The sequence below is a fragment of the Brevundimonas sp. Bb-A genome (assembly GCF_009394735.1).
GTDB lineage: Bacteria > Pseudomonadota > Alphaproteobacteria > Caulobacterales > Caulobacteraceae > Brevundimonas > Brevundimonas aurantiaca.
The window spans coordinates 2,491,772-2,514,674 of the sequence record NZ_CP045456.1 but is presented as its reverse complement, the minus strand read 5'-3'; the positions used below and the strand labels follow the sequence as shown (position 1 = coordinate 2,514,674).

19 protein-coding genes are annotated in these 22,903 nt (G+C 65.3%); 15 read left to right on the top strand and 4 right to left on the bottom strand.

From position 1 onward, the window contains the following. Positions 1–66: 66 nt before the first annotated feature. From BSP_RS12310 to rplL, 3 genes are all read left to right on the top strand, one after another. Positions 67–528 (top strand): NUDIX hydrolase, encoded by a 462-nt coding sequence (locus BSP_RS12310; protein WP_054765991.1) that lies wholly within the window; start codon positions 67–69, stop codon positions 526–528. Positions 529–831: 303 nt separating this feature from the next. Further along, a complete protein-coding gene (rplJ, locus tag BSP_RS12305) occupies positions 832–1,347 on the top strand; it encodes a 50S ribosomal protein L10 (RefSeq protein ID WP_054765990.1) in 516 nt (171 codons plus the stop codon). Positions 1,348–1,409: 62 nt separating this feature from the next. Beyond that, entirely contained in the window at positions 1,410–1,796 is a 387-nt protein-coding gene (gene rplL / locus BSP_RS12300; protein WP_152950534.1) for a 50S ribosomal protein L7/L12, read from the top strand. A gap of 124 nt (positions 1,797–1,920) precedes the next feature. Here the strand turns inward: rplL and BSP_RS12295 are convergent, their stop codons facing one another. Continuing rightward, positions 1,921–2,838 carry a PHB depolymerase family esterase gene (locus tag BSP_RS12295; RefSeq protein ID WP_152950533.1) on the bottom strand — a complete coding sequence of 306 codons (918 nt, stop codon included), beginning with the start codon at positions 2,836–2,838 and terminating at the stop codon, positions 1,921–1,923. A gap of 124 nt (positions 2,839–2,962) precedes the next feature. Between BSP_RS12295 and BSP_RS12290 the strand changes: the two genes are divergently transcribed. The 3 genes from BSP_RS12290 (at position 2,963) to rpoC (ending at position 12,474) form a co-directional block, all read left to right on the top strand. After that, positions 2,963–3,643 (top strand): type 1 glutamine amidotransferase domain-containing protein, encoded by a 681-nt coding sequence (locus BSP_RS12290; RefSeq protein ID WP_152950532.1) that lies wholly within the window; start codon positions 2,963–2,965, stop codon positions 3,641–3,643. 369 nt (positions 3,644–4,012) lie between these two features. After that, positions 4,013–8,128, top strand: coding sequence for a DNA-directed RNA polymerase subunit beta (rpoB, locus tag BSP_RS12285; RefSeq protein ID WP_152950531.1), 4,116 nt, complete (start codon positions 4,013–4,015; stop codon positions 8,126–8,128). A gap of 149 nt (positions 8,129–8,277) precedes the next feature. Continuing rightward, a complete protein-coding gene (gene rpoC, locus BSP_RS12280; RefSeq protein WP_152950530.1) occupies positions 8,278–12,474 on the top strand; it encodes a DNA-directed RNA polymerase subunit beta' in 4,197 nt (1,398 codons plus the stop codon). A 62-nt stretch (positions 12,475–12,536) separates the two neighbouring features. On the opposite strand, the gene BSP_RS12275 is transcribed toward rpoC, so the two are convergent. After that, positions 12,537–13,364, bottom strand: coding sequence for a hypothetical protein (locus BSP_RS12275; RefSeq protein ID WP_152950529.1), 828 nt, complete (start codon positions 13,362–13,364; stop codon positions 12,537–12,539). Then, on the bottom strand, positions 13,361–14,026 hold the full coding sequence (locus BSP_RS12270) for a hypothetical protein (RefSeq protein WP_152950528.1): 666 nt from the start codon (positions 14,024–14,026) through the stop codon (positions 13,361–13,363). Before BSP_RS12270 ends, BSP_RS12275 begins: the two co-directional genes overlap by 4 nt. 116 nt (positions 14,027–14,142) lie before the next feature. Here BSP_RS12270 and BSP_RS12265 point away from each other — a divergent pair, with 116 nt between their 5' ends. From BSP_RS12265 to tuf, 6 genes are all read left to right on the top strand, one after another. Next, positions 14,143–14,733, top strand: a complete 591-nt coding sequence (locus BSP_RS12265; protein WP_152950527.1) for a hypothetical protein — start codon at positions 14,143–14,145, stop codon at positions 14,731–14,733. Between the two features lie 30 nt (positions 14,734–14,763). Then, a complete protein-coding gene (locus BSP_RS12260) occupies positions 14,764–15,084 on the top strand; it encodes an energy transducer TonB (protein WP_152950526.1) in 321 nt (106 codons plus the stop codon). A 275-nt stretch (positions 15,085–15,359) separates the two neighbouring features. After that, positions 15,360–15,734 (top strand): 30S ribosomal protein S12, encoded by a 375-nt coding sequence (gene rpsL / locus BSP_RS12255; protein WP_008260482.1) that lies wholly within the window; start codon positions 15,360–15,362, stop codon positions 15,732–15,734. 81 nt (positions 15,735–15,815) lie between these two features. Next, positions 15,816–16,289, top strand: coding sequence for a 30S ribosomal protein S7 (gene rpsG, locus BSP_RS12250; RefSeq protein ID WP_054765982.1), 474 nt, complete (start codon positions 15,816–15,818; stop codon positions 16,287–16,289). Between the two features lie 149 nt (positions 16,290–16,438). Then, positions 16,439–18,517, top strand: a complete 2,079-nt coding sequence (gene fusA / locus BSP_RS12245) for an elongation factor G (protein ID WP_152950525.1) — start codon at positions 16,439–16,441, stop codon at positions 18,515–18,517. A gap of 106 nt (positions 18,518–18,623) precedes the next feature. Next, positions 18,624–19,814 (top strand): elongation factor Tu, encoded by a 1,191-nt coding sequence (gene tuf / locus BSP_RS12240; RefSeq protein ID WP_152950524.1) that lies wholly within the window; start codon positions 18,624–18,626, stop codon positions 19,812–19,814. A 258-nt stretch (positions 19,815–20,072) separates the two neighbouring features. Here tuf and BSP_RS12235 read toward each other — a convergent pair whose 3' ends face one another. Next, a complete protein-coding gene (locus BSP_RS12235) occupies positions 20,073–20,753 on the bottom strand; it encodes a TetR/AcrR family transcriptional regulator (protein WP_227976113.1) in 681 nt (226 codons plus the stop codon). A gap of 29 nt (positions 20,754–20,782) precedes the next feature. On the opposite strand from BSP_RS12235, the gene BSP_RS12230 reads away from it, so the two are divergent. The 3 genes from BSP_RS12230 to BSP_RS12220 all read left to right on the top strand — a co-directional run bounded on the left by BSP_RS12230 (position 20,783) and on the right by BSP_RS12220 (position 22,878). After that, a complete protein-coding gene (locus BSP_RS12230) occupies positions 20,783–21,304 on the top strand; it encodes a DinB family protein (RefSeq protein WP_197273304.1) in 522 nt (173 codons plus the stop codon). Positions 21,305–21,466: 162 nt separating this feature from the next. Further along, positions 21,467–22,693, top strand: coding sequence for a 5-aminolevulinate synthase (gene hemA / locus BSP_RS12225; protein WP_054765978.1), 1,227 nt, complete (start codon positions 21,467–21,469; stop codon positions 22,691–22,693). Further along, complete coding sequence (locus BSP_RS12220; RefSeq protein ID WP_054765977.1) at positions 22,690–22,878, top strand: hypothetical protein; 189 nt, start codon at positions 22,690–22,692, stop codon at positions 22,876–22,878. Before hemA ends, BSP_RS12220 begins: the two co-directional genes overlap by 4 nt. Positions 22,879–22,903 lie beyond the last annotated feature (25 nt).

Genomic DNA, 22,903 nt, shown 5'->3' with positions numbered 1-22,903 from the left:
AGCCGGGGACGAGGCAAGGGGTCTCGACCGGTCTTTCGGCGTTCTGCGGTGGAAGGGATCTGACGTATGGCCAGCGGAGCCAAGCGCACGGCGCGCTCGGAAATGCGTCAGGTGGCGGCCCTGCCCTGGCGGGTGGAGGAGGGCGAGCGCCGAATCCTCATGATCACGTCGCGCCAGACCGGACGCTGGGTCATACCCAAGGGCGGCCGTATGGCCGGCAAGACCGACGCCCAGGCGGCGGTGCAGGAGGCTCTGGAGGAGGCGGGCGTGAAGGGAGCCGTCGAAGACGCGCCCATCGGCGTCTTTCGCTACGCCAAGACCCTGAAGGACGGTGGGCAGCGCAAATGCGTGGTCTCCGTCTATCCGCTGCAGGTGCTGATTCAGCTCGGAGCCTGGCCTGAGGACCATCAGCGCCAGCGGCGATGGATGACGCCGCAAGCCGCGGCGGCGGCGGTCAACGAACCGGATCTGGCGGCCTTGATCCTCGAATTCGCCGCAACCCTGCCGACGGACGAACAGCCGGCTTGATTTCGCCGGGCCGCGCCTGTATTAGCGCGCCTTCCCGTCACAGGTTCACGCCTTTGACGGTCCTGTCCGAGAACTTCGGGGCGTGGGGGTCACCCAGGCCGTAACTGTCAGAGAGCCCTCTGGCGCCGTGGGGAGATGGGGACGCGACCTTGCCGATGTCAGCCCGCATTCCGGGACGGACGCCGTCAGACGCATCCTTCGGACAATAAGACCGGCCTCAACGCTTCGCAGCGATGCGCGGCGCCTCGGCTAATCCGTCGTCGGGAATAAGCCCGGCGGCGAATACCAAGACTGGAGACCGCAATGGACCGCGCACAAAAGGCCGAGTCGATCGAGACGCTCAAGGGCGTGTTCGCCGACGCCGGCTCCGTGGTCGTGACCCACAACCTGGGTCTGACCGTTGCGGAAATGGAAGATCTGCGCGGCCGTCTTCGCAAAGAAGGCGGCGCGTTCAAGGTGGTCAAGAACCGCCTGGCGCTGAAGGCGCTCGAAGCCGAAGAAGGCAGCGGCTACCACGGCCTGTTCAAGGGCCCCGTGGGCATCGCCTATGCTGAGAACCCGGGCACGGCCGCCAAGGTCGCCACCGAGTTCGCCAAGGCCAATGATCGCTTCAAGATCATCGGCGGCTTCATGGGCGAAACCGTCGTCGATCAGAAGGGTGTCGAGGCTCTCTCGAAACTCCCGACGCTCGACGAAGTCCGCGCTCAGCTCATCGGCCTGCTCAATGCGCCCGCGACCAAGGTCGCCGGCGTGCTGCAAGCGCCCGCCGGTCAGCTGGCTCGCGTGTTCAACGCCTACGCCACCAAGGAAGCCGCGTAAGCGGCGGACCCTTTCATCTCTGCATCATTCTCTGAAACCAATCCTCCGAAGGAAAACTGACAATGGCCGACCTCGCCAAGATCGTCGAAGACCTGTCCGCGCTTACCGTTCTGGAAGCCGCTGAACTCTCCAAGCTGCTGGAAGAAAAGTGGGGCGTTTCCGCCGCCGCTCCGGTCGCCATGGCCATGCCGGCCGGCGGCGGCGCCGCTGCTCCGGCTGAAGCCGCTGAAGAGCAAACCGAGTTCACCGTCGTCCTGGTTGACGGCGGCGACAAGAAGATCAACGTCATCAAGGAAGTCCGCGGCGTCCGTTCGGACCTGGGTCTGAAGGAAGCCAAGGACCTGGTCGAAGGCGCTCCGCAGAACGTCGTCGAAAACGTCTCCAAGCAACAAGCCGACGAGATCGCCAAGAAGCTGACGGAAGCCGGCGCCAAGGTCCAGATCAAGTAATCTGGGTCTCAGCTCCGCTGAAGATCGGAAAGGCCCGGCGGGAAACCGCCGGGCTTTTTTGTTGGCCTACCGCGCTTCGCGCTGCTTGAGGCCCGTGAGCGCTATGGCTGGGGCCTAGTCCGTATCAGTTCTGCGGGCGTGTCCGCGCGGCGAAGAAGGCCCACATGGCGTCGTTGTCGGCGACCCAGCTGTGGCCCCCGCCGGCGGTGATGCGGCCGACGACGTCGGCGCCGTCTCGGCAGGCGGCATAGCCTTCTTCATAGACCTGGGCCGTGACCCAGACGGTGGGACGCGGGGCCGCGCAGCCGTTCAACTGGGCCCAGCGCTGTTCGGCCGCATGCATGGTGTAGCTCCAATATGGGGCGCCGCCGCCCTGGATCGGATTGGTGGTGTCGGCGTCGCCGGCGAAGGCCATCACCGGCATGGGGCGCGACGGCCGGCAGGTGGCGGGATCAGGGCGCTGAGGATCACGCCGATCGGGCCGTCCGGCGCGCAGCCCGACCACGGGAGCGATGGCGGCGAACCGGTCCGCGGCCGCGCAGCCCAGCCAGGAGGTCATCCGGCCGCCGCCCGACAGGCCGGTCGCATAGACCCTGGACGGGTCAATACAGCCCTGATCGGCCAGGGCGTCGATGGTCTCGGTCATGAAGGCGACATCGTCGGCGTCGTTCGGGCCGGGAATCGTCCCCGCTATGGTGGGCACGCCCGGCACGTTCCAGACGAAGCCGCGCTCCACCGGAATGCCGCCGTCGGGCGCAATGACGATGAAGCCGTGCCGATCCGCCGTCTCGGCCAAACCCGAGGATGCCAGAATTTCGGCGCCCGTGCCGCCGCTGCCGTGCAGCAGAAAGACCAGGGGAGCGGGGCGGTTCGGGTCAAATCCGCGCGGCGTATGAAGCTGAACCGTCCGACCGTTCGGACCCAGGGCCAGGGCGCGGATCGTTCCGGCCGGCGCCAGGCCGCAATCGGCCCGAGCGGCTGAAGCCGACGCCAATACACCCATCACAAGAGGCAGGGCCAGGGCCGCGATCCACGCTCTCATCCGTCCGTCTCCATTGGGGGCAGGGAAGGGGGCAGGCTTGCCCCAGGCCGACAGGCGTCGCAAGCGCGGCCTTGGCGGATCGGTTCGGCTTCCCATCTGTTACGCCTGAAAAGGAGCCCCCGAAATGAAGATCCTGATGGTGCTGACCTCGCACGACCAGCTCGGCGACACCGGCAAGAAGACCGGTTTCTGGCTGGAGGAACTGGCCGCCCCCTATTATGCGCTCAAGGACGCCGGGGCCGAGATCGTCCTGGCCTCGCCCAAGGGCGGTCAGCCGCCGCTGGACCCCAAGAGCGACGATCCCGACGCACAGACCGAGGACACGCGCCGCTTCAAGGCCGATGCCGAGGCCCAGACCGCCCTGGGCTCGACCGTCGAACTGTCGTCGGTCAAGGCCGAGGATTTCGACGCGGTCTTCTATCCGGGCGGCCACGGACCGCTGTGGGACCTCGCCAACGATCCGGCCTCAATCGCCCTGATCGAAGCCTTCGCCAAGGCGGACAAGCCGACGGGCTTGGTCTGCCACGCGCCGGGCGTTCTGAAGTCGGTCAACGGTCCGGACGGACAGCCCTTGGTCAACGGCCGCAAGGTCACGGGCTTCACCAATACCGAGGAGGAGGCTGTCGGCCTGACGGCCGTGGTGCCCTTCCTGGTCGAGAACGTGCTGAGCGCCAACGGCGGCGACTATTCGCGCGGCCCCGACTGGGGCTCCCATGTCGTCGTGGACGGCAAGCTGGTTACCGGTCAGAACCCCGCCTCCTCGCGCGACGCGGCGGAGGCCCTGCTGCAACTGCTGAAGTCCTGAGACCTAGGGCCGTCAGAGCCCATCCAGGGCGGCGACTCGCCGGTCCGTCAATCCGCCTTAGACGCCTTGGCGAAGGGGCGCGAAAATATGGGGCAGGGGCCTTTATTTCGCCGCGGAAGCGAGTATATGTCCGCGTTCCGCAACACTCCTAAAGAGTCTGCGCGCAAGCGCCGAGGCCCGGTCCGTCGCCCTCCGACCGGAGCGAAGGCGCGGCTCCTTCCCCAGGGAGCCGGTACAATTCAGGCGTCCTGGCCCGGCAGCGGGCCGAGGGTGGGCGCCGAAAACCTGGCTGCGGACGCGGAAACGCGCACCGTGGCTGCTGCATTTCGCGCGCGACTTCCCCGGGTCGCGCGCCATGGGAAACACTGAATGACTGACGTCGCCCACGATCTCGCCATCAACGGTCAGATCGCTTCCGCCACTTCGTTCACCGGCAAGAAGCGCATCCGCAAATCCTTCGGACGTATTCCCGAAGCGGTGCAGATGCCGAACCTGATCGAGGTCCAGCGCGCCTCCTACGAACAGTTCCTGCAACGCGAGGTCCGTCCGGGCCAGCGCAAGGAGCAGGGCATCGAGGCGGTCTTCAAGTCGGTGTTCCCGATCAAGGACTTCAACGAACGCGCCATCCTCGAGTACGTTTCCTACGAGTTCGAGGATCCTAAGTACGACGTCGAAGAGTGCATTCAGCGCGACATGACCTATGCCGCGCCGCTGAAGGTCAAGCTGCGTCTGATCGTCTTTGAGACCGACGAGGAAACGGGAGCCCGTTCGGTCAAGGACATCAAGGAGCAGGACGTCTACATGGGCGACATCCCGCTCATGACGGACAAGGGCACCTTCATCGTCAACGGCACCGAGCGCGTGATCGTCTCGCAGATGCACCGTTCGCCGGGCGTCTTCTTCGACCACGACAAGGGCAAGACGCACAGCTCGGGCAAGCTGCTGTTCGCCGCGCGCGTCATCCCCTACCGCGGCTCCTGGCTGGACTTCGAGTTCGACGCCAAGGACGTGGTCTATGTCCGCATCGACCGCCGCCGCAAGCTGCCGGCCACGACCTTCCTGATGGGTCTGGGCATGGACGGCGAAGAAATCCTGAAGACCTTCTACGAGACCGTGCCCTACGAGAAGCGCGGCGAGGGCTGGGTCACGCCGTACAAGGCCGAGCGCTGGCGCGGGGTGAAGCCGGAGTTCGACCTGATCGACGCCGACACCGGCGAAGTGGTGGCACAGGCCGGCCAGAAGATCAGCGCCCGCGCCGCCAAGAAGCTGGGTGAAACGGTCAAGTCGCTGTCGCTGGCCGCCGACGCCCTGGTGACCAAGTATCTGGCGAACGACGCCGTCAACTTCGAGACCGGCGAAATCTTCGCCGAGGCCGGGGACGAGCTGGACGCCGCCACTATCGCGGTGCTGGAAGAGAACGGCTTCACCACCATCGAGGTGCTGGACATCGACCACGTCACGGTCGGCGCCTATATGCGCAACACCCTGCGCATCGACAAGAACGACAACCGCGAAGACGCCCTGTTCGACGTCTATCGCGTGATGCGTCCGGGCGAGCCGCCCACCCCGGAAGCCGCCGAAGCCATGTTCAACTCGCTGTTCTTCGACAGCGAGCGCTACGACCTGTCGGCCGTGGGCCGGGTCAAGATGAACATGCGTCTGGAGACCCCCGAGGTGTCCGACGAGATCCGCGTCCTGCGCAAGGAGGACGTGCTGAAGGTGTTGCAGATCCTGGTCGGGCTGAAGGACGGCCGCGGCGAGATCGACGATATCGACAACCTGGGCAACCGCCGGGTCCGTTCGGTCGGCGAGCTGCTGGAGAACCAGTACCGCGTCGGCCTGCTGCGGATGGAGCGCGCCATCAAGGAGCGCATGTCCTCGGTCGATATCGACACGGTCATGCCGCACGACCTGATCAACGCCAAGCCGGCCGCCGCGGCGGTTCGCGAATTCTTCGGCTCGTCGCAGCTGTCGCAGTTCATGGACCAGACGAACCCGCTGTCGGAAATCACCCACAAGCGTCGCCTGTCGGCGCTTGGCCCGGGCGGTCTGACGCGTGAGCGCGCGGGCTTCGAAGTCCGCGACGTCCACCCGACCCACTATGGCCGCATCTGCCCGATCGAAACGCCGGAAGGCCCGAACATCGGCCTGATCAACTCCCTGGCCACCCACGCCCGCGTCAACAAGTACGGCTTCATCGAGAGCCCGTACCGCCGCGTGAAGGACGGCAAGGCCCAGGGTGAGGTGGTCTACATCTCCGCCATGGAGGAGTCGAAGTACACGATCGCCCAGGCGAACATCGAACTGAAGGACGGGGTGATCGTCGAGGACCTGGTCCCCGGCCGGATCAACGGCGAATCCCAGCTCCTGAACAAGGACGCGGTGGACATGATGGACGTGTCGCCGAAACAGGTCGTTTCGGTCGCCGCCGCCCTGATCCCGTTCCTCGAAAACGACGACGCCAACCGCGCACTGATGGGCGCGAACATGCAACGTCAGGCCGTGCCGCTGGTGCAGTCGGACGCGCCCCTGGTCGGCACCGGCATGGAAGCGGTCGTGGCCGTGGACTCCGGCGCCGTGGTGGTGGCCCGTCGTGACGGCGTCGTCGAACAGATCGACGGCACCCGGATCGTCGTGCGCGTCACCGGCGAGGTGGACGCCGCCCGCTCGGGCGTCGACATCTATCGCCTGTCGAAGTTCCAGCGCTCGAACCAGTCGACCTGCATCAACCAGCGCCCGATCGTGCGCGTGGGCGATGCGGTGAAGGCCGGCGACGTGATCGCCGACGGTCCGTCGACGGACCTGGGCGAACTGGCCCTGGGACGCAACGCCCTGGTCGCCTTCATGCCCTGGAACGGCTACAACTTCGAAGACTCCATCCTGATCTCCGAGCGCATCGTGCGCGACGACGTCTTCACCTCCATTCACCTCGAGGAGTTCGAGGTGATGGCGCGGGATACGAAGCTCGGGCCGGAAGAAATCACCCGCGACATCCCCAACGTCGGCGAGGAAGCCCTGCGCAACCTCGACGAGGCGGGCATCGTGGCCATCGGCGCCGAGGTCCAGCCCGGCGACATCCTGGTCGGCAAGGTGACGCCGAAGGGCGAAAGCCCGATGACCCCGGAAGAGAAGCTGCTGCGCGCCATCTTCGGCGAGAAGGCTTCGGACGTGCGCGACACCTCCCTGCGCCTGCCGCCCGGCGTCGCCGGCACCATCGTCGACGTCCGCGTCTTCAACCGTCACGGCGTGGACAAGGACGAACGCGCCCTGGCCATCGAACGCGCCGAGATCGAACGCCTGGGCAAGGACCGCGACGACGAGCTCAAGATCCTGGAGCGCAACGTCTACGGCCGTCTGAAGCCGCTGCTGCTGGGCAAGACCGCCGTGTCGGGTCCGAAGGGCATCGGCCGCGGCGAGCTGACCGAAGAGAAGCTGGCCGAGGTCAGCCGCGGCCTGTGGTGGCAGATCGCCCTGGACGACGAAAAGGCCATGGGCGAGCTGGAGGCGATGAAGCGCCAGTTCGAGGACGCGCGTAAGCAACTGGACCGTCGTTTCGAAGACAAGGTCGAGAAGCTGCAACGCGGCGACGAACTGCCCCCCGGCGTGATGAAGATGGTTAAGGTCTTCGTGGCCGTGAAGCGCAAGCTTCAGCCCGGCGACAAGATGGCCGGCCGTCACGGCAACAAGGGCGTCATCTCCAAGATCCTGCCGATCGAGGACATGCCGCACCTGGAGGACGGCACCCACGTGGACGTGGTTCTGAACCCGCTGGGCGTGCCGTCGCGCATGAACATCGGCCAGATCTTCGAAACCCACCTGGGTTGGGCCGCCGCCGGCCTGGGCAAGCAGATCTCCGGTCTGCTGGAAGCCTGGCAAGCGGGTGGTCAGAAGCAGGCGCTGATTGATCGTCTGACCGAAATCTACGGCCCGGAAACCCCGCTGCCGGAAGACGAGGAAGAGCTGATCGAACTGGCGAAGAACCTGTCAAAGGGCGTGCCCTTCGCGACTCCGGTCTTCGACGGCGCGCACATCGGCGACATCGAGCGTCTGCTGGAAGAGGCCGGCCTGCACAAGTCGGCCCAGTCGATCCTGTACGACGGTCAGACCGGCGAGCAGTTCAAGCGTCCGGTCACGGTCGGCTACATCTATATGCTGAAGCTGCACCACCTGGTCGACGACAAGATCCACGCCCGCTCGATCGGCCCGTACTCGCTGGTCACCCAGCAGCCGCTGGGCGGCAAGGCGCAGTTCGGCGGTCAGCGCTTCGGGGAAATGGAGGTCTGGGCTCTGGAAGCCTACGGCGCCGCCTACACCCTGCAGGAGATGCTGACGGTCAAGTCCGACGACGTGGCCGGCCGGACCAAGGTCTACGAGGCCATCGTCCGCGGCGACGACAGCTTCGAGGCCGGCATTCCCGAGAGCTTCAACGTGCTCATCAAGGAAATGCGTTCGCTGGGTCTGAACGTGGAGCTGGAGAACAGCTGAGGCGCGTAGCGCCTCAGAGTGGCGAGTAATGAGTGGCGAGTGGCGAGTGAAGAAATTCAGCGCCGTGATCCCCCTTCTTACTCGCCACTCACCACTCGCCACTCGCCACTAAGTTTTTCGCGGTTTCAAACCGCAGCAAGGAAACCAAGATGAACCAGGAAGTCCTGAACATCTTCAACCCGGTCCCGGTCACCCCGACCTTCGACCAGATCAAGATCGCCCTGGCCTCGCCGGAGAAGATCCGGTCGTGGTCGTTCGGCGAGATCAAGAAGCCGGAAACCATCAACTACCGCACGTTCAAGCCCGAGCGTGACGGCCTGTTCTGCGCCCGTATCTTTGGCCCGACCAAGGACTACGAATGCCTGTGCGGCAAGTACAAGCGCATGAAGTACAAGGGCATCATCTGCGAGAAGTGCGGCGTCGAGGTCACCCTGGCCCGCGTTCGCCGCGAGCGGATGGGCCACATCGACCTGGCCGCGCCGGTGGCCCACATCTGGTTCCTGAAGTCGCTGCCCAGCCGCATCTCGCTGATGCTGGACATGGCGCTGAAGGACGTCGAGCGCGTCCTGTACTTCGAGAACTACATCGTCACCGAGCCGGGCCTGACCCCGCTGAAGCAGAACCAGCTGCTGACGGAAGACGAGTTCTATCGCTACCAGGAAGAATACGGCGACGACGGCTTCACCGCCGAGATCGGCGCCGAGGCCGTCCGCAACCTGCTGATGGGCATCGACCTGAACGCGGAAGCCGAAAAGCACCGCGCCGAACTGGCCGACAATCCGTCGGAAATGAAGGCCAAGAAGGCGTCCAAACGCCTGAAGCTGATCGAGGCCTTCCTGGAATCGGGCAACAAGCCCGAGTGGATGATCCTGACCATCGTGCCGGTCATCCCGCCTGAACTGCGCCCGCTGGTGCCGCTGGACGGCGGTCGTTTCGCGACCTCCGACCTGAACGACCTGTATCGCCGGGTCATCAACCGGAACAACCGTCTGAAGCGCCTGATGGAGCTGCGGGCGCCGGACATCATCATCCGTAACGAAAAGCGGATGCTGCAGGAGTCGGTCGACGCCCTGTTCGACAACGGCCGTCGCGGCCGCGTGATCACGGGCGCCAACAAGCGGCCCCTCAAGTCGCTGGCCGACATGCTGAAGGGCAAGCAGGGCCGCTTCCGTCAGAACCTGCTGGGCAAGCGCGTCGACTATTCGGGCCGTTCGGTGATCACCGTGGGTCCGGAACTGAAGCTGCACGAGTGCGGTCTGCCCAAGAAGATGGCGCTGGAGCTGTTCAAGCCCTTCATCTACGCGCGTCTGGACGCCAAGGGCCTGTCGGGCACCGTCAAACAGTCCAAGCGCATGGTCGAGCGCGAGCAACCCGCCGTCTGGGACATCCTGGACGAGGTGATCCGCGAGCACCCGGTTCTGCTGAACCGCGCGCCGACGCTGCACCGTCTGGGCATCCAGGCGTTCGAGCCCAAGCTGATTGAGGGCAAGGCCATCCGCCTGCACCCCCTGGTCTGCACCGCCTTCAACGCCGACTTCGACGGCGACCAGATGGCCGTTCACGTCCCGCTGAGCCTTGAGGCCCAGTTGGAAGCGCGCGTCCTGATGATGTCGACCAACAACATCCTGTCGCCCGCCAACGGCAAGCCGATCATCGTGCCGTCGCAGGACATCGTCCTGGGCCTGTACTACCTGTCGCTGGTCAAGGACGGCGAGCCGGGTGAAGGCAAGCTGTTCGCCAACATCGGCGAGATCGACGCGGCGCTGGACGCCAAGGTCGTGACCCTGCACAGCCGCATCAAGGCGCGCTGGACCGAGCTGGACGCCGAGGGCAAGGAGGTGACCAAGGTCATCGACACCACGCCGGGCCGGATGAAGCTGGCCGCCCTGCTGCCGCGCAACCCGAACGTCGGCTATCGCCTGCTCGAGAAGAACCTGACCAAGAAGGAGATCGGGAACCTGATCGACGTGGTCTATCGCCACTGCGGTCAGAAGGCGACGGTCATCTTCGCCGACCAGATGATGGGCCTGGGCTTCCGCGAGGCCGCCAAGGCGGGCATCTCCTTCGGCAAGGACGACATCGTCATTCCGGCGAAGAAGGCCGAGCTGGTCGCCGAAACCCGCACCCAGGTCGAGGAGTACGAACAACAGTACGCCGACGGCCTGATCACGCGCGGCGAGAAGTACAACAAGGTCGTCGACGCCTGGGCCAAGGCCACGGACCGGATCGCCGACGCCATGATGGGCGAGATCGCGCAGCCGCGCGTGCTGATCGAGGGCGAAAACCCCGACATCAACTCGGTCTATATGATGGCCAACTCCGGCGCCCGGGGTTCGCAGGCCCAGATGAAGCAGCTGGGCGGCATGCGCGGCCTGATGGCCAAGCCCTCCGGCGAGATCATCGAGACGCCGATCACCTCGAACTTCAAGGAAGGCCTGACCGTCCTTGAATACTTCAACTCGACCCACGGCGCCCGTAAGGGTCTGGCCGACACCGCGCTGAAGACCGCCAACTCGGGCTATCTGACCCGCCGTCTGGTGGACGTGGCGCAGGACTCGATCGTCACCGAACAGGACTGCGGCTCGACGCGCGGCATCACCCTGCGCGCGGTGATGGAGGGCGGCGACGTCCTGGTCTCTCTGGGTGCCCGTATCCTGGGCCGTTATGCGGCCGAGGACATCAAGGAGCCGGGTACGGACACCGTCCTGTTCCCCGCCGACACCTATCTGGTGGAAGAGGTGGTCGAGGCCATCGAAGCCGCCGGCGTCCAGTCGGTGAAGGTGCGTTCGGCCCTGACCTGCGAAGCCGAGGCCGGCATCTGCGCCCACTGCTACGGCCGTGACCTGGCGCGCGGCACCAACGTCAACATCGGCGAAGCGGTCGGCGTCATCGCCGCCCAGTCGATCGGCGAGCCCGGCACCCAGCTGACCATGCGGACCTTCCACATCGGCGGCACGGCCCAGGTGGCGGAAACCTCCTTCATGGAGGCGACCAACGCCGGTACGGCCAAGGTCACCGGCCCGACCGTCGTCGCGGCCCACGGCGACCTGGTGGCGATGAGCCGCAACGTCATCGTGACCGTGGTCGTGGACGGCAAGGACCGCGAGACGCACAAGGCGCCTTACGGCGCCCGCATCCGCGTCAAGGACGGCGATCCGGTCAAGAAGGGCCAACGCCTGGCCGAGTGGGACCCCTACACCACCCCGATCCTGACGGAAGTCGGCGGCGTGGTGCGCTTCGAGGACCTGGTCGAGGGCCTGTCGGTCAAGGAAGAGACCGACGAAGCCACCGGCATCGCCCAGCGCGTCGTCAGCGACTGGCGAGCCAGCCCGCGCGGTTCGGACCTGCGTCCGGCCATGGGCATCACCCTGGGCGACGCCTACGCCAAGCTGTCGTCGGGCTCCGACGCCCGCTATCTGCTGCCCGTCGGCGCGGTTCTGTCCGTGGCGAACGGCGACGAGGTCAAGCCGGGCGAGATCATCGCCCGCGTTCCGACCGAAGGCGCCAAGACCCGCGACATCACCGGCGGTCTGCCGCGCGTGGCCGAACTGTTCGAAGCCCGTCGTCCGAAGGACTGCGCCGTCATCGCCGAGATGGACGGTCGCGTGGAGTTCGGTCGCGACTACAAGAACAAGCGCCGCATCAAGATCACGCCGGAGCCCAACGCCGACGGCGTCCAGGGCGAACCCGTCGAGTTCCTGATCCCGAAGGGCAAGCACATCTCCGTCCACGACGGCGATCTGATCCAGAAGGGCGACTACATCATCGACGGCAATCCGGATCCGCACGATCTGCTGCGCATCCAGGGCGTCGAGGCTCTGGCCGAGTATCTGGTGAACGAGGTGCAGGAGGTCTATCGACTGCAGGGCGTGCCGATCAACGACAAGCACATCGAAGTCATCGTGCGTCAGATGCTGCAGAAGGTCGAGGTGATCGACGCCGGTGAAACCACCCTGATCCGCGGCGACACCGTCGAGGTGGCCGAGGCGGCTCTGGAGAACGCCAAGGTCGAGAAGCGCGGCGGTCGTCCGGCCGTCACCCAGCCGGTCCTCTTGGGCATCACCAAGGCGTCGCTGCAGACCCGCAGCTTCATCTCGGCGGCCTCCTTCCAGGAGACCACGCGCGTCCTCACCGAGGCTTCGGTCCACGGCAAGAAGGACTTGCTGGAAGGCCTGAAGGAGAACGTCATCGTCGGCCGTCTGATCCCGGCCGGTACGGGCGCCTATCTGCGCTCGCTGCAGAAGATCGCCAACGAGCGCGACGCCGAACTGACCCAGGCCCGCGAAGATGCGATCGAGCCGCTGCCGGCCGATCTGCAACTGGAACTGGAGAGCAGCGAAGGCTGATCTCCGGGTTCGGATGTGATGAACTGAAGAGGGGCGGCGCCGGCGACGGGGCCGCCCTTTTCTTAGTCGTCCTTGCCGCCGATCCTGAGCCCCCCAATGCTGGCGGAGAAGCCTTGCGGGCGCTGTTCGCCGGGGTTGATGGGCGTCCGGGCGCCTTGTTGCATGTCTACGCCGGGGACGGGACCGAGATGCGCGCCGGCGCAACCCGTGCCGAAGTTCGAGCCGACACAGTCCGCTGGCCCGACCACGCCCACCCCGCCGGACAGGGGACGGCGCAACTGCTCCCACTCGGCCAGACGCCGGGCGCCTTGACGGGCGAAGCGGGCGTCGCGCTCGGGGTTGCCCGAGCCGGTGATGGGCGCCGCGTTCTCGCCCCTTCGGGCGAACTCATTGCGGCAATGCTGACGCTCCATCTCGTTCAGCAGATCGGGCGAGGCGCAGCCCGGCAGGCCCTGGCGCAGGGTGCGGGCCATGGCCCCGCTGCGGTTTGAAGGATCGACCCGCCAGACGTCGGCCGGCGGCGGCGCGCCCGGCGGCGTCGGGGCGGCGAGGCGGGGACGCAGGGGGGCAGGGCGGGGAACGGCCTGGGCCTCCGCAGCGGGAGGTCGAACCGACGGGGAAGACGAGGCTGTCGGAGCCGCTGCGGGTGCGACGTCCGGCGTGGCCATGCTGGGAATGCGAGGGCGTTCATCGGGCAGCAGGGGGCGCGGCTCGATGTCCAGATAGATCGGCGGCGGCTCGGCGGCGAAGTCTTCCCCGTCGATCCCCAGCGCCGTGACGGACAGGGCGGCGATCAGGGCGATGTTGATGGCGGCGGCCAACGCGGCCAGACCCGCCTTGCGCCAGTCGGGACGCTGGAACGGTGGACGAGGCTGGGCGGACACGCTCATTGGCGGCGCTTTCTGAGGTTGGGCAGGACGCCGTCGCGTGTGGAGAATAGCTCAACGCTGATGTTGACCCCTTCGCAACCGGCCACGGGATTGGGACTTTCGCAAGGCGGGTCGCCCCGCGACGGCTCAGCGCGCTTCGCCTCCCATGCCGCCAGGCGTCTGGCGCCCTGGCGCGCGAAGACCGCGTCCCGTTCGGCGTCGCTCGAGCCGGCGATGGAACGGACCTCCTGGCCCAGGCGCATCCACCGGTCCTCGCATCGACGACGTCCTTCGACGGACAGACGATGCGGCGCGTCGCAGGACGCGAAACTGTCGCTGGGACGCCCGACGCCGATCGTGACGCGCCAGCCTTCATCGATGGGCGCGCCGGCCGCGACGGAAACCCCAGCCTCCTTCGTCTGGTTGGAGGTCGTGGGCGAAACGGCGGCCGGACGTTCAACAGGAGAGGGCGCACGGCCGAGCCTGCGAGACGTCCGAACGGACCGATCCCTCGGCAAGGAGGCGCGTGGCTCGATATCGAGATACAAAACCGGTTCGGCAGCCCGTGAGCGCGGCGTCCGCTCTCGCCGGTGCTCCATCGACAGCAGGGCTATGACCAGGACGTTGACGCTGAGAGCGGCGGCGGTCGCGCCCGCCCAGCCGATCCTGCCCGTCGCCCCCATGCCCGTCCCCTGACCGTTCAACGCAAAGCTCGACCGCAAGGATGGCTGGATTCAGGCGCTGGTTTGACTTGTTCGCGTCATGGCTGTGTGATGAGGCTCCGAGGGAGGGGCGGCTGATGTCGATACTGTTGGTCCTGGTCTTGTATCTTCAGGCAAGCTCGCAGGTCGCCAGGCCGGCCCCTGTCGACGACCTGGAGACTTGTCCGGCCGTCCCCAATGAGGCCAACGCCGAGCGCGACTGGGAGGATTTTGAGTTCTCGACGGACAAGCCCGGCAGTCCGATGTGGTACGCCGATCTGGGGTGCTACCGGCGAGCGGCCGAGGCCAGTCGGGAGTATCTGACGCGTGGGCCGCTGTTGGGGGTGCGGGAATCGGCCATCTCCCACCTACACATGGCGCGCTATCTGGCCTTTGCCGGAGACGAAGCGGGCGCCGCACTGGCGCTGGGCGGAGCGCGGCGGTCGGATCAGCGCACGGCCGCCGAAATCGCCTTGGACTGGAACGCCTATGTCGAGGGGTTGTATGGGTTCCTGGTCAAGGATCGGGGACTGCTGGACGCGCGTCTTGAGACGTTGCGAACCTCACCCAACGAAGGCGACCGGTACAATGGCCGGAACCTGTCATGGCTGTCCCGCTGTTTCGAGCGGACCTATATGGAGGCGCAGACAGACGCCGCCTGTGCCGTGGAGCCCGGCCCCGCCCGGTGATAATGAAATCTGGATTCGGGGGAGGGACGGATGAAGAATACGATCGTCGTCGTCATATGCGGTCTTCTCGCCGCCTGTGCGACGTCCGAGGCGGTAGCGTCCCTGCCGGACGGAACCCCTGTCGTCGGCCGCAGCTTCACGCCCGGCTCAGAGGATGGGGCTGTGACGCTTGAATGCGTTCTCGCCGAAGGCGGAGCTTTGACGGACTGCGTGGTGATCTCCGAGGAGCCGTCCGACCAGGGCTATGGCGAGGCGGCGCTCGCCATGTCCAGAAGAGGTCTGCGGGTGCAGGCCGATCCGAGCCGGGTGGGACAGAAGGTCCGGTTCACATCCCGCTTTAGACTGCAGTAGTTGGCCTGTCCTTGACCTTTCCCCCCATGGCGCGTAGAAGCCGCCCACTTTCGAGGCGTGGCCGGTTCGCCGGTCGCTGAGATCGTGACAATCGAACGGACGGGCTGTGCCCGCCGGAACGCCCAAAGCGCGCGTTCCGGCTTTTCTGTTTGGGTCGTCACGCACTCAGTCTCGATGACACCCGGGCGGGGGAATGGTCCCTCGTTCACAAAAGAAGGCGCGGGGCGCCTCGGTCGAAAGACACACGCCCCCCATAGAAGTCGAGACCTGTCTCAATGCCTACGATCAACCAGCTGATCCGCAAGCCGCGCAAGCCCAAGCCCACCCGCAACAAGGTGCCGGCCCTGGAGGGTTCGCCCCAGCGTCGCGGCGTCTGCACCCGCGTCTACACCACGACCCCGAAGAAGCCGAACTCGGCTCTGCGTAAGGTCGCCAAGGTCCGTCTGGCCAAGAACGGCTATGAAGCCGTGTGCTACATCCCCGGCGAAGGCCACAACCTGCAGGAACACTCTGTTGTTCTGATCCGCGGCGGCCGCGTGAAGGACTTGCCCGGCGTTCGCTACCACATCCTGCGCGGCGTGCTCGACACGCAAGGCGTCAAGGACCGCAAGCAGCGCCGTTCGCACTACGGCGCCAAGCGTCCGAAGTAAGCCGTTCGCTTCCGGGCCGTCGCGCCCGGAGGCCTTTTCGAGATCTTCCCGGCGTCGGCCGGGCCCCAAGAGGAATAACCCATGTCGCGTCGTCACCGCGCCCAGAAACGTGAAGTCCTGCCGGATCCCAAGTTCGGCGACCTGGTCGTCACCAAGTTCATGAACTACGTCATGTACGAAGGTAAGAAGGCCGTCGCCGAGAACATCGTCTACGGCGCCTTCGATATCCTGGCCGAGAAGAAGAAGGACCAGACCGCGGTCGAGACCTTCCACTCCGCCCTGGACAACGTCGCCCCGGCGGTCGAAGTCCGCTCGCGTCGCGTCGGCGGCGCCACCTATCAGGTGCCGGTCGAGGTTCGTCCCGACCGTCGTCGCGCCCTGGCCATCCGCTGGCTGGTCAACGCCGCCCGCAAGCGCGGCGAGAACACCATGACCGAGAAGCTGGCCGCCGAGCTGCTGGACGCCTCGAACAACCGCGGCACCGCGGTCAAGAAGCGCGAAGACACCCACAAGATGGCCGAGGCGAACCGCGCCTTCAGCCATTACCGCTGGTAAATGTCTTAAAACCGTCTCCCTTTCGAAGGTATGGGGCGGTTCCTATCTAAGACTATCCGGCGCGGGCGGTTTCAGCTAAATCGCCCGCGCCGTCATATCCGACATTTCGAAGGGCGCATCTGCGTCCGAAGCCCTCAAGGGACGCTCTAATGCCCCGCACGCATAAAATCGAAGACTACCGCAACTTCGGCATCATGGCCCACATCGACGCGGGCAAGACGACGACGACCGAGCGGATCCTGTACTACACGGGTAAGTCGCATAAGATCGGCGAAGTCCACGACGGCGCCGCCACCATGGACTGGATGGACCAGGAGCAGGAGCGCGGCATCACCATCACGTCGGCCGCGACGACCGCCTTCTGGAAAGAAAAGCGCCTCAACATCATCGACACCCCCGGCCACGTGGACTTCACCATCGAGGTCGAGCGTTCGCTGCGCGTCCTCGACGGCGCCGTGACCGTTCTGGACGGCAACGCCGGCGTCGAACCGCAGACCGAAACCGTCTGGCGCCAGGCCGACAAGTACCGCGTGCCGCGCATCGTCTTCGTCAACAAGATGGACAAGATCGGCGCCGACTTCGACAAGTCGGTCGAGTCGATCCGCGACCGTCTGGGCGCCAAGGCCGTGCCGATCCAGTTCCCGATCGGCGCCGAGTCGGCTCTGAAGGGCCTGGTGGACCTGGTCCGCATGAAGGCGGTTGTCTGGGACAATGACGGGCTGGGCGCGTCGTACGAAGATCAAGAGATCCCCGCCGACCTGATGGACAAGGCCGTCGAGGCCCGTCAGTACCTGATCGACAACGCCGTCGAATTGGACGATGAGGCCATGGAAGCCTACCTCGAAGGCAACGAGCCTTCGGAAGAGACCATCAAGAAGTGCATCCGTAAGGCCGTTCTGACCGGCGCCTTCTACCCGATCCTCTGCGGCTCGGCCTTCAAGAACAAGGGCGTGCAGACCCTGCTGGACGCCGTCGTCGACTATCTGCCGTCGCCGGTGGACATCCCCCCGACCAAGGGCATCGACTACAAGACCGAGGCCGAGGTCGAGCGCAAGGCGTCCGACGACGAGCCCCTGTCGGTTCTGGCGTTCAAGATCATGGACGATCCCTTCGTCGGCTCGCTGACCTTCTGCCGCCTGTATTCCGGCAAGATGGAAACCGGCATGGGCCTCTTGAACTCGACCCGCGACAAGAAGGAACGCGTCGGCCGCATGCTGCTGATGCACTCCAACAACCGCGAGGACATCAAGGAAGCCTACGCCGGCGACATCGTCGCCCTGGCCGGCCTGAAGGACACCCGCACCGGCGACACCCTGTGCGACCCGATCAAGTCGCCGGTCATCCTGGAGCGGATGGAATTCCCGGCCCCGGTGATCGAGATCGCCGTCGAGCCCAAGTCCAAGGCCGACCAGGAGAAGCTGGGCGTCGCCCTGGCCAAGCTGGCCTCGGAAGACCCGTCCTTCACCGTCTCGACCGACCACGAGTCGGGCCAGACGATCCTGAAGGGCATGGGCGAGCTGCACCTTGACATCAAGATCGACATCCTGAAGCGCACCTATAAGGTCGAGGCCAATATCGGCGCGCCGCAGGTGGCCTATCGCGAGTCCATCAGCCGCAAGGCCGAGATCGACTACACCCACAAGAAGCAGACCGGCGGTACGGGCCAGTTCGCCCGCGTCAAACTGGTGTTCGAGCCGGGCGAGCCGGGTACGGACTTCGTCTTCGAATCCGCCATCGTCGGCGGCGCGGTGCCCAAGGAATATATCCCGGGCGTCGAAAAGGGCCTGAAGTCCGCCAAGGACAACGGCCTGCTGGCCGGCTTCCCGGTCATCGACGTCAAGGCCACCCTGGTGGACGGCGCCTTCCACGACGTCGACTCCTCGGTCCTGGCGTTCGAAATCGCCGCTCGCGCCGCCTTCAAGGAGCTGCGCGAGAAGGGCGGACCCAAGCTGCTGGAGCCGATCATGGCCGTTGAGGTCGTGACCCCGGAAGAGTATCTGGGTTCGGTCATCGGCGACCTGAACGGCCGTCGCGGCATGATCCAGGGTCAGGACATGCGCGGCAACGCCACTGTCGTGAACGCCTTCGTGCCGCTGGCCAACATGTTCGGCTATGTGAACACGCTGCGCGGCATGTCGCAGGGGCGCGCCCAGTTCACCATGCAGTACGACCACTATGAGCCGGTGCCGCAGCACGTCGCCGACGAAGTGATCAAGAAGTACGCCTAAGCTTTTCCTTTCGGAAAAGCGCACCTAAAAGCGCCCGGTCCCAAACCGGGCGCCCTTAACCCCCAGACTGCAGGAACCCCCGGTTCGGGGACCTAGGAGCTAGAGAATGGCCAAGGAAAAGTTCGAACGCACGAAGCCGCACTGCAACATCGGCACGATCGGTCACGTTGACCACGGCAAGACGACGCTGACGGCGGCGATCACGATGACGCTGGCGAAGGCCGGCGGCGCCAAGGCGATGAACTACGCCGACATCGACGCCGCGCCGGAAGAGAAGGCGCGCGGCATCACGATCAACACGGCGCACGTGGAATATGAGACGGCGAACCGTCACTATGCGCACGTCGACTGCCCCGGCCACGCCGACTATGTGAAGAACATGATCACCGGCGCGGCGCAGATGGACGGCGCGATCCTGGTGGTTTCGGCCGCGGACGGCCCGATGCCGCAGACGCGCGAGCACATCCTGCTGGCCCGTCAGGTCGGCGTGCCGGCCCTGGTGGTCTTCATGAACAAGGTCGACCTGGTCGACGACGAAGAGCTGCTGGAGCTGGTCGAGATGGAAGTGCGCGAGCTCCTGAGCTCGTACCAGTTCCCGGGCGACGAAATCCCGATCACCAAGGGCTCGGCCAAGGCCGCGACCGACGGCGTGAACCCGGAGATCGGCGAACAGCGCATCCTGGCGCTGATGGAGACGGTCGACAGCTACATCCCGCAGCCTGAGCGTCCGGTGGACCTGCCGTTCCTGATGCCGGTGGAAGACGTCTTCTCGATCTCGGGCCGCGGCACCGTGGTGACCGGCCGCGTCGAAAAGGGCGTGATCAAGGTCGGTGAAGAAGTCGAGATCGTCGGCATCCGTCCGGTCCAGAAGACGACCTGCACGGGCGTGGAAATGTTCCGCAAGCTGCTGGATCAGGGTCAAGCCGGTGACAACGTCGGCGTTCTGCTGCGCGGCACCAAGCGTGAAGACGTCGAGCGCGGTCAGGTTCTGTGCAAGCCGGGTTCGATCACCCCGCACACCAAGTTCCTGGCCGAGGCCTACATCCTGACCAAGGAAGAGGGCGGCCGTCACACCCCGTTCTTCACCAACTATCGTCCGCAGTTCTACTTCCGCACGACCGACGTGACCGGCATCGTGAAGCTGAAGGAAGGCGTCGAGATGATCATGCCCGGCGACAACGCCGAGCTGAACGTCGAACTGATCACCCCGATCGCCATGGACCAGGGCCTGCGCTTCGCCATCCGTGAAGGCGGCCGCACCGTCGGCGCCGGCGTCGTGGCCAAGATCGTCGAGTAAGCCTCTTAGTGCGCTAACGCGCGCGAGCGGTCGCTCGCTTCTTGAGCGCTTCGACCTCAAGCGGCGAGCCTCCGCGAGGCGAGCGTAGGCTACAAAAAGAACGGCCCTCGGAGAAATCCGGGGGCCGTTTTGCTTTGGGCGACTGTCTTACGCGCGGCGGATCCCACGCCGCCTTGAGGTCCGTGATGCGGGGCTACAGCAATGGGGTGAGGGTGACAGCCTTGAATCCAGGAAGGCGCCTCTGGACAAGGCAGCCTTTCACGGCAAATCAGTTCCAGGTGATAGATAGAGCGCGATCAAGCGGATCAACTCCTCGCGCATCCGCTCGTCGTCGAGGGCGCTGCGACTCGCCGCATTGTGGATCACGCCGTCAACGGCGTCCGAGAGGACACGCCCCGCAACCGCGTCAGCAGGACTACCCTGTCTGCTGCGGAAGTCCGCCACGATTTTCGCGTATAACGACAGGTAGGCGACTTCATAGTCGCTCTCCGGGTTGCGGCGTGCCCTCGCTGTCGGGATCTCTTGAAGTAGGACGGGATGAAGGCCAGGATGAATGGAATGGGCTTCGATCCTCGCTGCGACGATCCGGACCGCCAGTTCATGTGGCGTCAATCCTACGGCACGAACCCTTCGCATCGCTTGCATACCGTTTTCCAGATGGGTCTGACGGATGGCGTCGACCAGTGAAAACTTGTCCTCAAAATACTGGTAAAGCGAGCCGATGCTGACGCCGGCCCTCTCAGCGACGCGGTTCGTCGTGAACCCCGCCCATCCGTCATCGCTGAGAATGCGAGCACCGGCTTCGATGATGGCATCGACCGTGGCGCGCGAGCGCGCCTGACGCGGGGTTTTGCGGGTCGCCGCTTGCGGATTTTCAATGCGAATAGACAGGAACGCCGCTCCTTCTGAAAATGTGTGCGGATTGCTCGCATTCGTCACCAGCAAAGTAAGGCCTGACAATGGGAAATATGCTGCAGATGTTGGTTCGCTATTCTGCCTGGGCCAATCAGGAGCTGTTTGACAAACTGGACGCTCTTGATGCTGTGCAATGGGAGGCGGAATTGCTGATCGCGCGGCGACTCATCGGCCACCTTCACGTTGTGAGCCGGATTTTCGCAGGACATCTGCAAGGAGAGACGCACGGCTTCACCTCTACAAATTTCGAAACGGCGTTGCCGCTCGGCCAGTTGAGGGAGGCCGTTGCAGCGACCGACCAGTGGTACATCGACTATGTGGATGCTCTGTCTGCCGAAGCTCGGATCGAGCCCGTCGCCTTCACCTTCACTGACGGCGACCGCGGCTCGATGACGCGTGAGGAGATGCTGGTTCATGTCTCGCTGCACGCCGGCTATCACAGAGGCGAGATCGGCCGCCTTCTCACTCAAGCATCCGTCACGCCGCCCTGGGACACGCTTGCGGTGTATCTTCACCAGAACGAGCCCGCGCGGCGAGACAAGGGATTCAGTCAAGACGGGTCCGGCGCAGGCTGATCCTGGGCAGCATACCGAGCTGGAGACGAGCTGACGCCTTCGTTCTGAGAAGCGTTATCAATTAAGGGCTTGGGCGATTTGTCCATACGGAAGACATGGACAAGCCAGGCCGTCGGGCGCAAATAAACCGTCAGACACGCCATAAGCGAAAGAACGACTATCGTGTTCGACTATAAAGCCGCCTTTGAAAGCTCGGTGGAGCAGGTGCGCAGCGAAGGCCGGTATCGCGTCTTCGCCGATCTGAAGCGGGTGAGCGGCGCCTTTCCCCAGGCGGTGCGCCGTCGGGAAGACGGGTCCGAACAGGACGTCGTGATCTGGTGCTCGAACGACTATCTGGGCATGGGCCAGCATCCGGACGTGCTGAAGGCCATGCAGGACGAGATCGCGGCGACCGGCGCGGGCGCCGGCGGCACGCGCAACATCTCGGGCACCACCCGCTCGGCTGTGGATCTGGAGAGCGAACTGGCCGACTGGCATCAGAAGGAGGCGGCCCTGCTGTTCACCTCCGGCTATGTCGGCAATGAGGCGACCCTGTCGACCCTGCAGAAGATCCTGCCGGGCCTGATCATCTTCTCCGACGCTCTGAACCACGCCTCGATGATCGAGGGCATCCGTCACGGCGGCGGTGAACGTCACATTTTCCGCCACAACGACCTGGCGCATCTGGAGCAGCTCCTGGCCGCCGCCCCGGTCGAGGCGCCCAAGCTGATCGCCTTCGAGAGCGTCTATTCGATGGACGGCGACATCGCCGACCTGGCCGGCACCATCGCCCTGGCGCGCCAGTACGGCGCCTTGACCTATCTGGACGAGGTCCACGCCGTGGGCCTGTACGGCGCGACCGGCGCCGGCGTCGCCGAGCGGGACGGGGTGCTGGACCAGATCGACATCATCGAATGCACCCTGGGCAAGGCCGTGGGCGTCATGGGCGGCTATATCGCCGCCGACGCCGTGATCGTGGATGCGGTGCGCAGCTGGGCCTCGGGCTTCATCTTCACCACCAGCCTGCCGCCGGCCCTGACGGCGGGGGCCCTGGCCTCGGTGCGCCATCTGAAGGCCCATCCCGAACTGCGCGAACGCCATCAGGAACGCGCGGCGACCCTGAAGGCCCGTTTCGCCGCCGTCGGTATTCCGGTGATGGAGTCCGAGAGCCACATCGTCCCGGTTCATGTCGGCGATCCGGTCCACTGCAAGATGATCTCGGACATGCTGCTGGAAGACTTCGGCGTCTATGTTCAGCCGATCAACTATCCGACCGTGCCCAAGGGGACCGAGCGCCTGCGCTTCACGCCCTCGCCCAACCATACGGACGCGATGATGGATCATCTGGTCCAGGCGATGGACAAGCTCTTCTCCCACTGCAACGTGGCGCGCCGGCCCGTCGCCGCATGACGACCGGCGACGACCTCGGCGAGATCATCGTCGAGTTCGTCCGCAACGGTCCCTATGTCAAATGCTCGGCCATCCACGTCGCGACCGGCCGCGAGGTCAGCGCCATGGGGCCGGCGAACGAACCCAAGGCCGTCGAGCGGGTGGCGATCGCCAAGCTGAGGCGAGCTTTGGAGGCTGGGCGATAGCGCAGCCGCTCTCTTGACCCTATAG

Bases quoted from the DNA above. Each gene is read 5' to 3' on its own strand.
- BSP_RS12265 (WP_152950527.1), top strand. From the start codon at position 14,143: ATGTCGATACTGTTGGTCCTGGTCTTGTATCTTCAGGCAAGCTCGCAG.
- BSP_RS12275 (WP_152950529.1), bottom strand. From the start codon at position 13,364: ATGAGCGTGTCCGCCCAGCCTCGTCCACCGTTCCAGCGTCCCGACTGG.
- BSP_RS12270 (WP_152950528.1), bottom strand. From the start codon at position 14,026: ATGGGGGCGACGGGCAGGATCGGCTGGGCGGGCGCGACCGCCGCCGCT.
- rpoC (WP_152950530.1), top strand. From the start codon at position 8,278: ATGAACCAGGAAGTCCTGAACATCTTCAACCCGGTCCCGGTCACCCCG.
- BSP_RS12295 (WP_152950533.1), bottom strand. From the start codon at position 2,838: ATGAGAGCGTGGATCGCGGCCCTGGCCCTGCCTCTTGTGATGGGTGTA.
- BSP_RS12290 (WP_152950532.1), top strand. From the start codon at position 2,963: ATGAAGATCCTGATGGTGCTGACCTCGCACGACCAGCTCGGCGACACC.
- fusA (WP_152950525.1), top strand. From the start codon at position 16,439: ATGCCCCGCACGCATAAAATCGAAGACTACCGCAACTTCGGCATCATG.
- tuf (WP_152950524.1), top strand. From the start codon at position 18,624: ATGGCCAAGGAAAAGTTCGAACGCACGAAGCCGCACTGCAACATCGGC.
- rplJ (WP_054765990.1), top strand. From the start codon at position 832: ATGGACCGCGCACAAAAGGCCGAGTCGATCGAGACGCTCAAGGGCGTG.
- BSP_RS12220 (WP_054765977.1), top strand. From the start codon at position 22,690: ATGACGACCGGCGACGACCTCGGCGAGATCATCGTCGAGTTCGTCCGC.
- rplL (WP_152950534.1), top strand. From the start codon at position 1,410: ATGGCCGACCTCGCCAAGATCGTCGAAGACCTGTCCGCGCTTACCGTT.
- BSP_RS12310 (WP_054765991.1), top strand. From the start codon at position 67: ATGGCCAGCGGAGCCAAGCGCACGGCGCGCTCGGAAATGCGTCAGGTG.
- BSP_RS12260 (WP_152950526.1), top strand. From the start codon at position 14,764: ATGAAGAATACGATCGTCGTCGTCATATGCGGTCTTCTCGCCGCCTGT.
- rpsL (WP_008260482.1), top strand. From the start codon at position 15,360: ATGCCTACGATCAACCAGCTGATCCGCAAGCCGCGCAAGCCCAAGCCC.
- BSP_RS12230 (WP_197273304.1), top strand. From the start codon at position 20,783: ATGCTGCAGATGTTGGTTCGCTATTCTGCCTGGGCCAATCAGGAGCTG.
- rpsG (WP_054765982.1), top strand. From the start codon at position 15,816: ATGTCGCGTCGTCACCGCGCCCAGAAACGTGAAGTCCTGCCGGATCCC.
- rpoB (WP_152950531.1), top strand. From the start codon at position 4,013: ATGACTGACGTCGCCCACGATCTCGCCATCAACGGTCAGATCGCTTCC.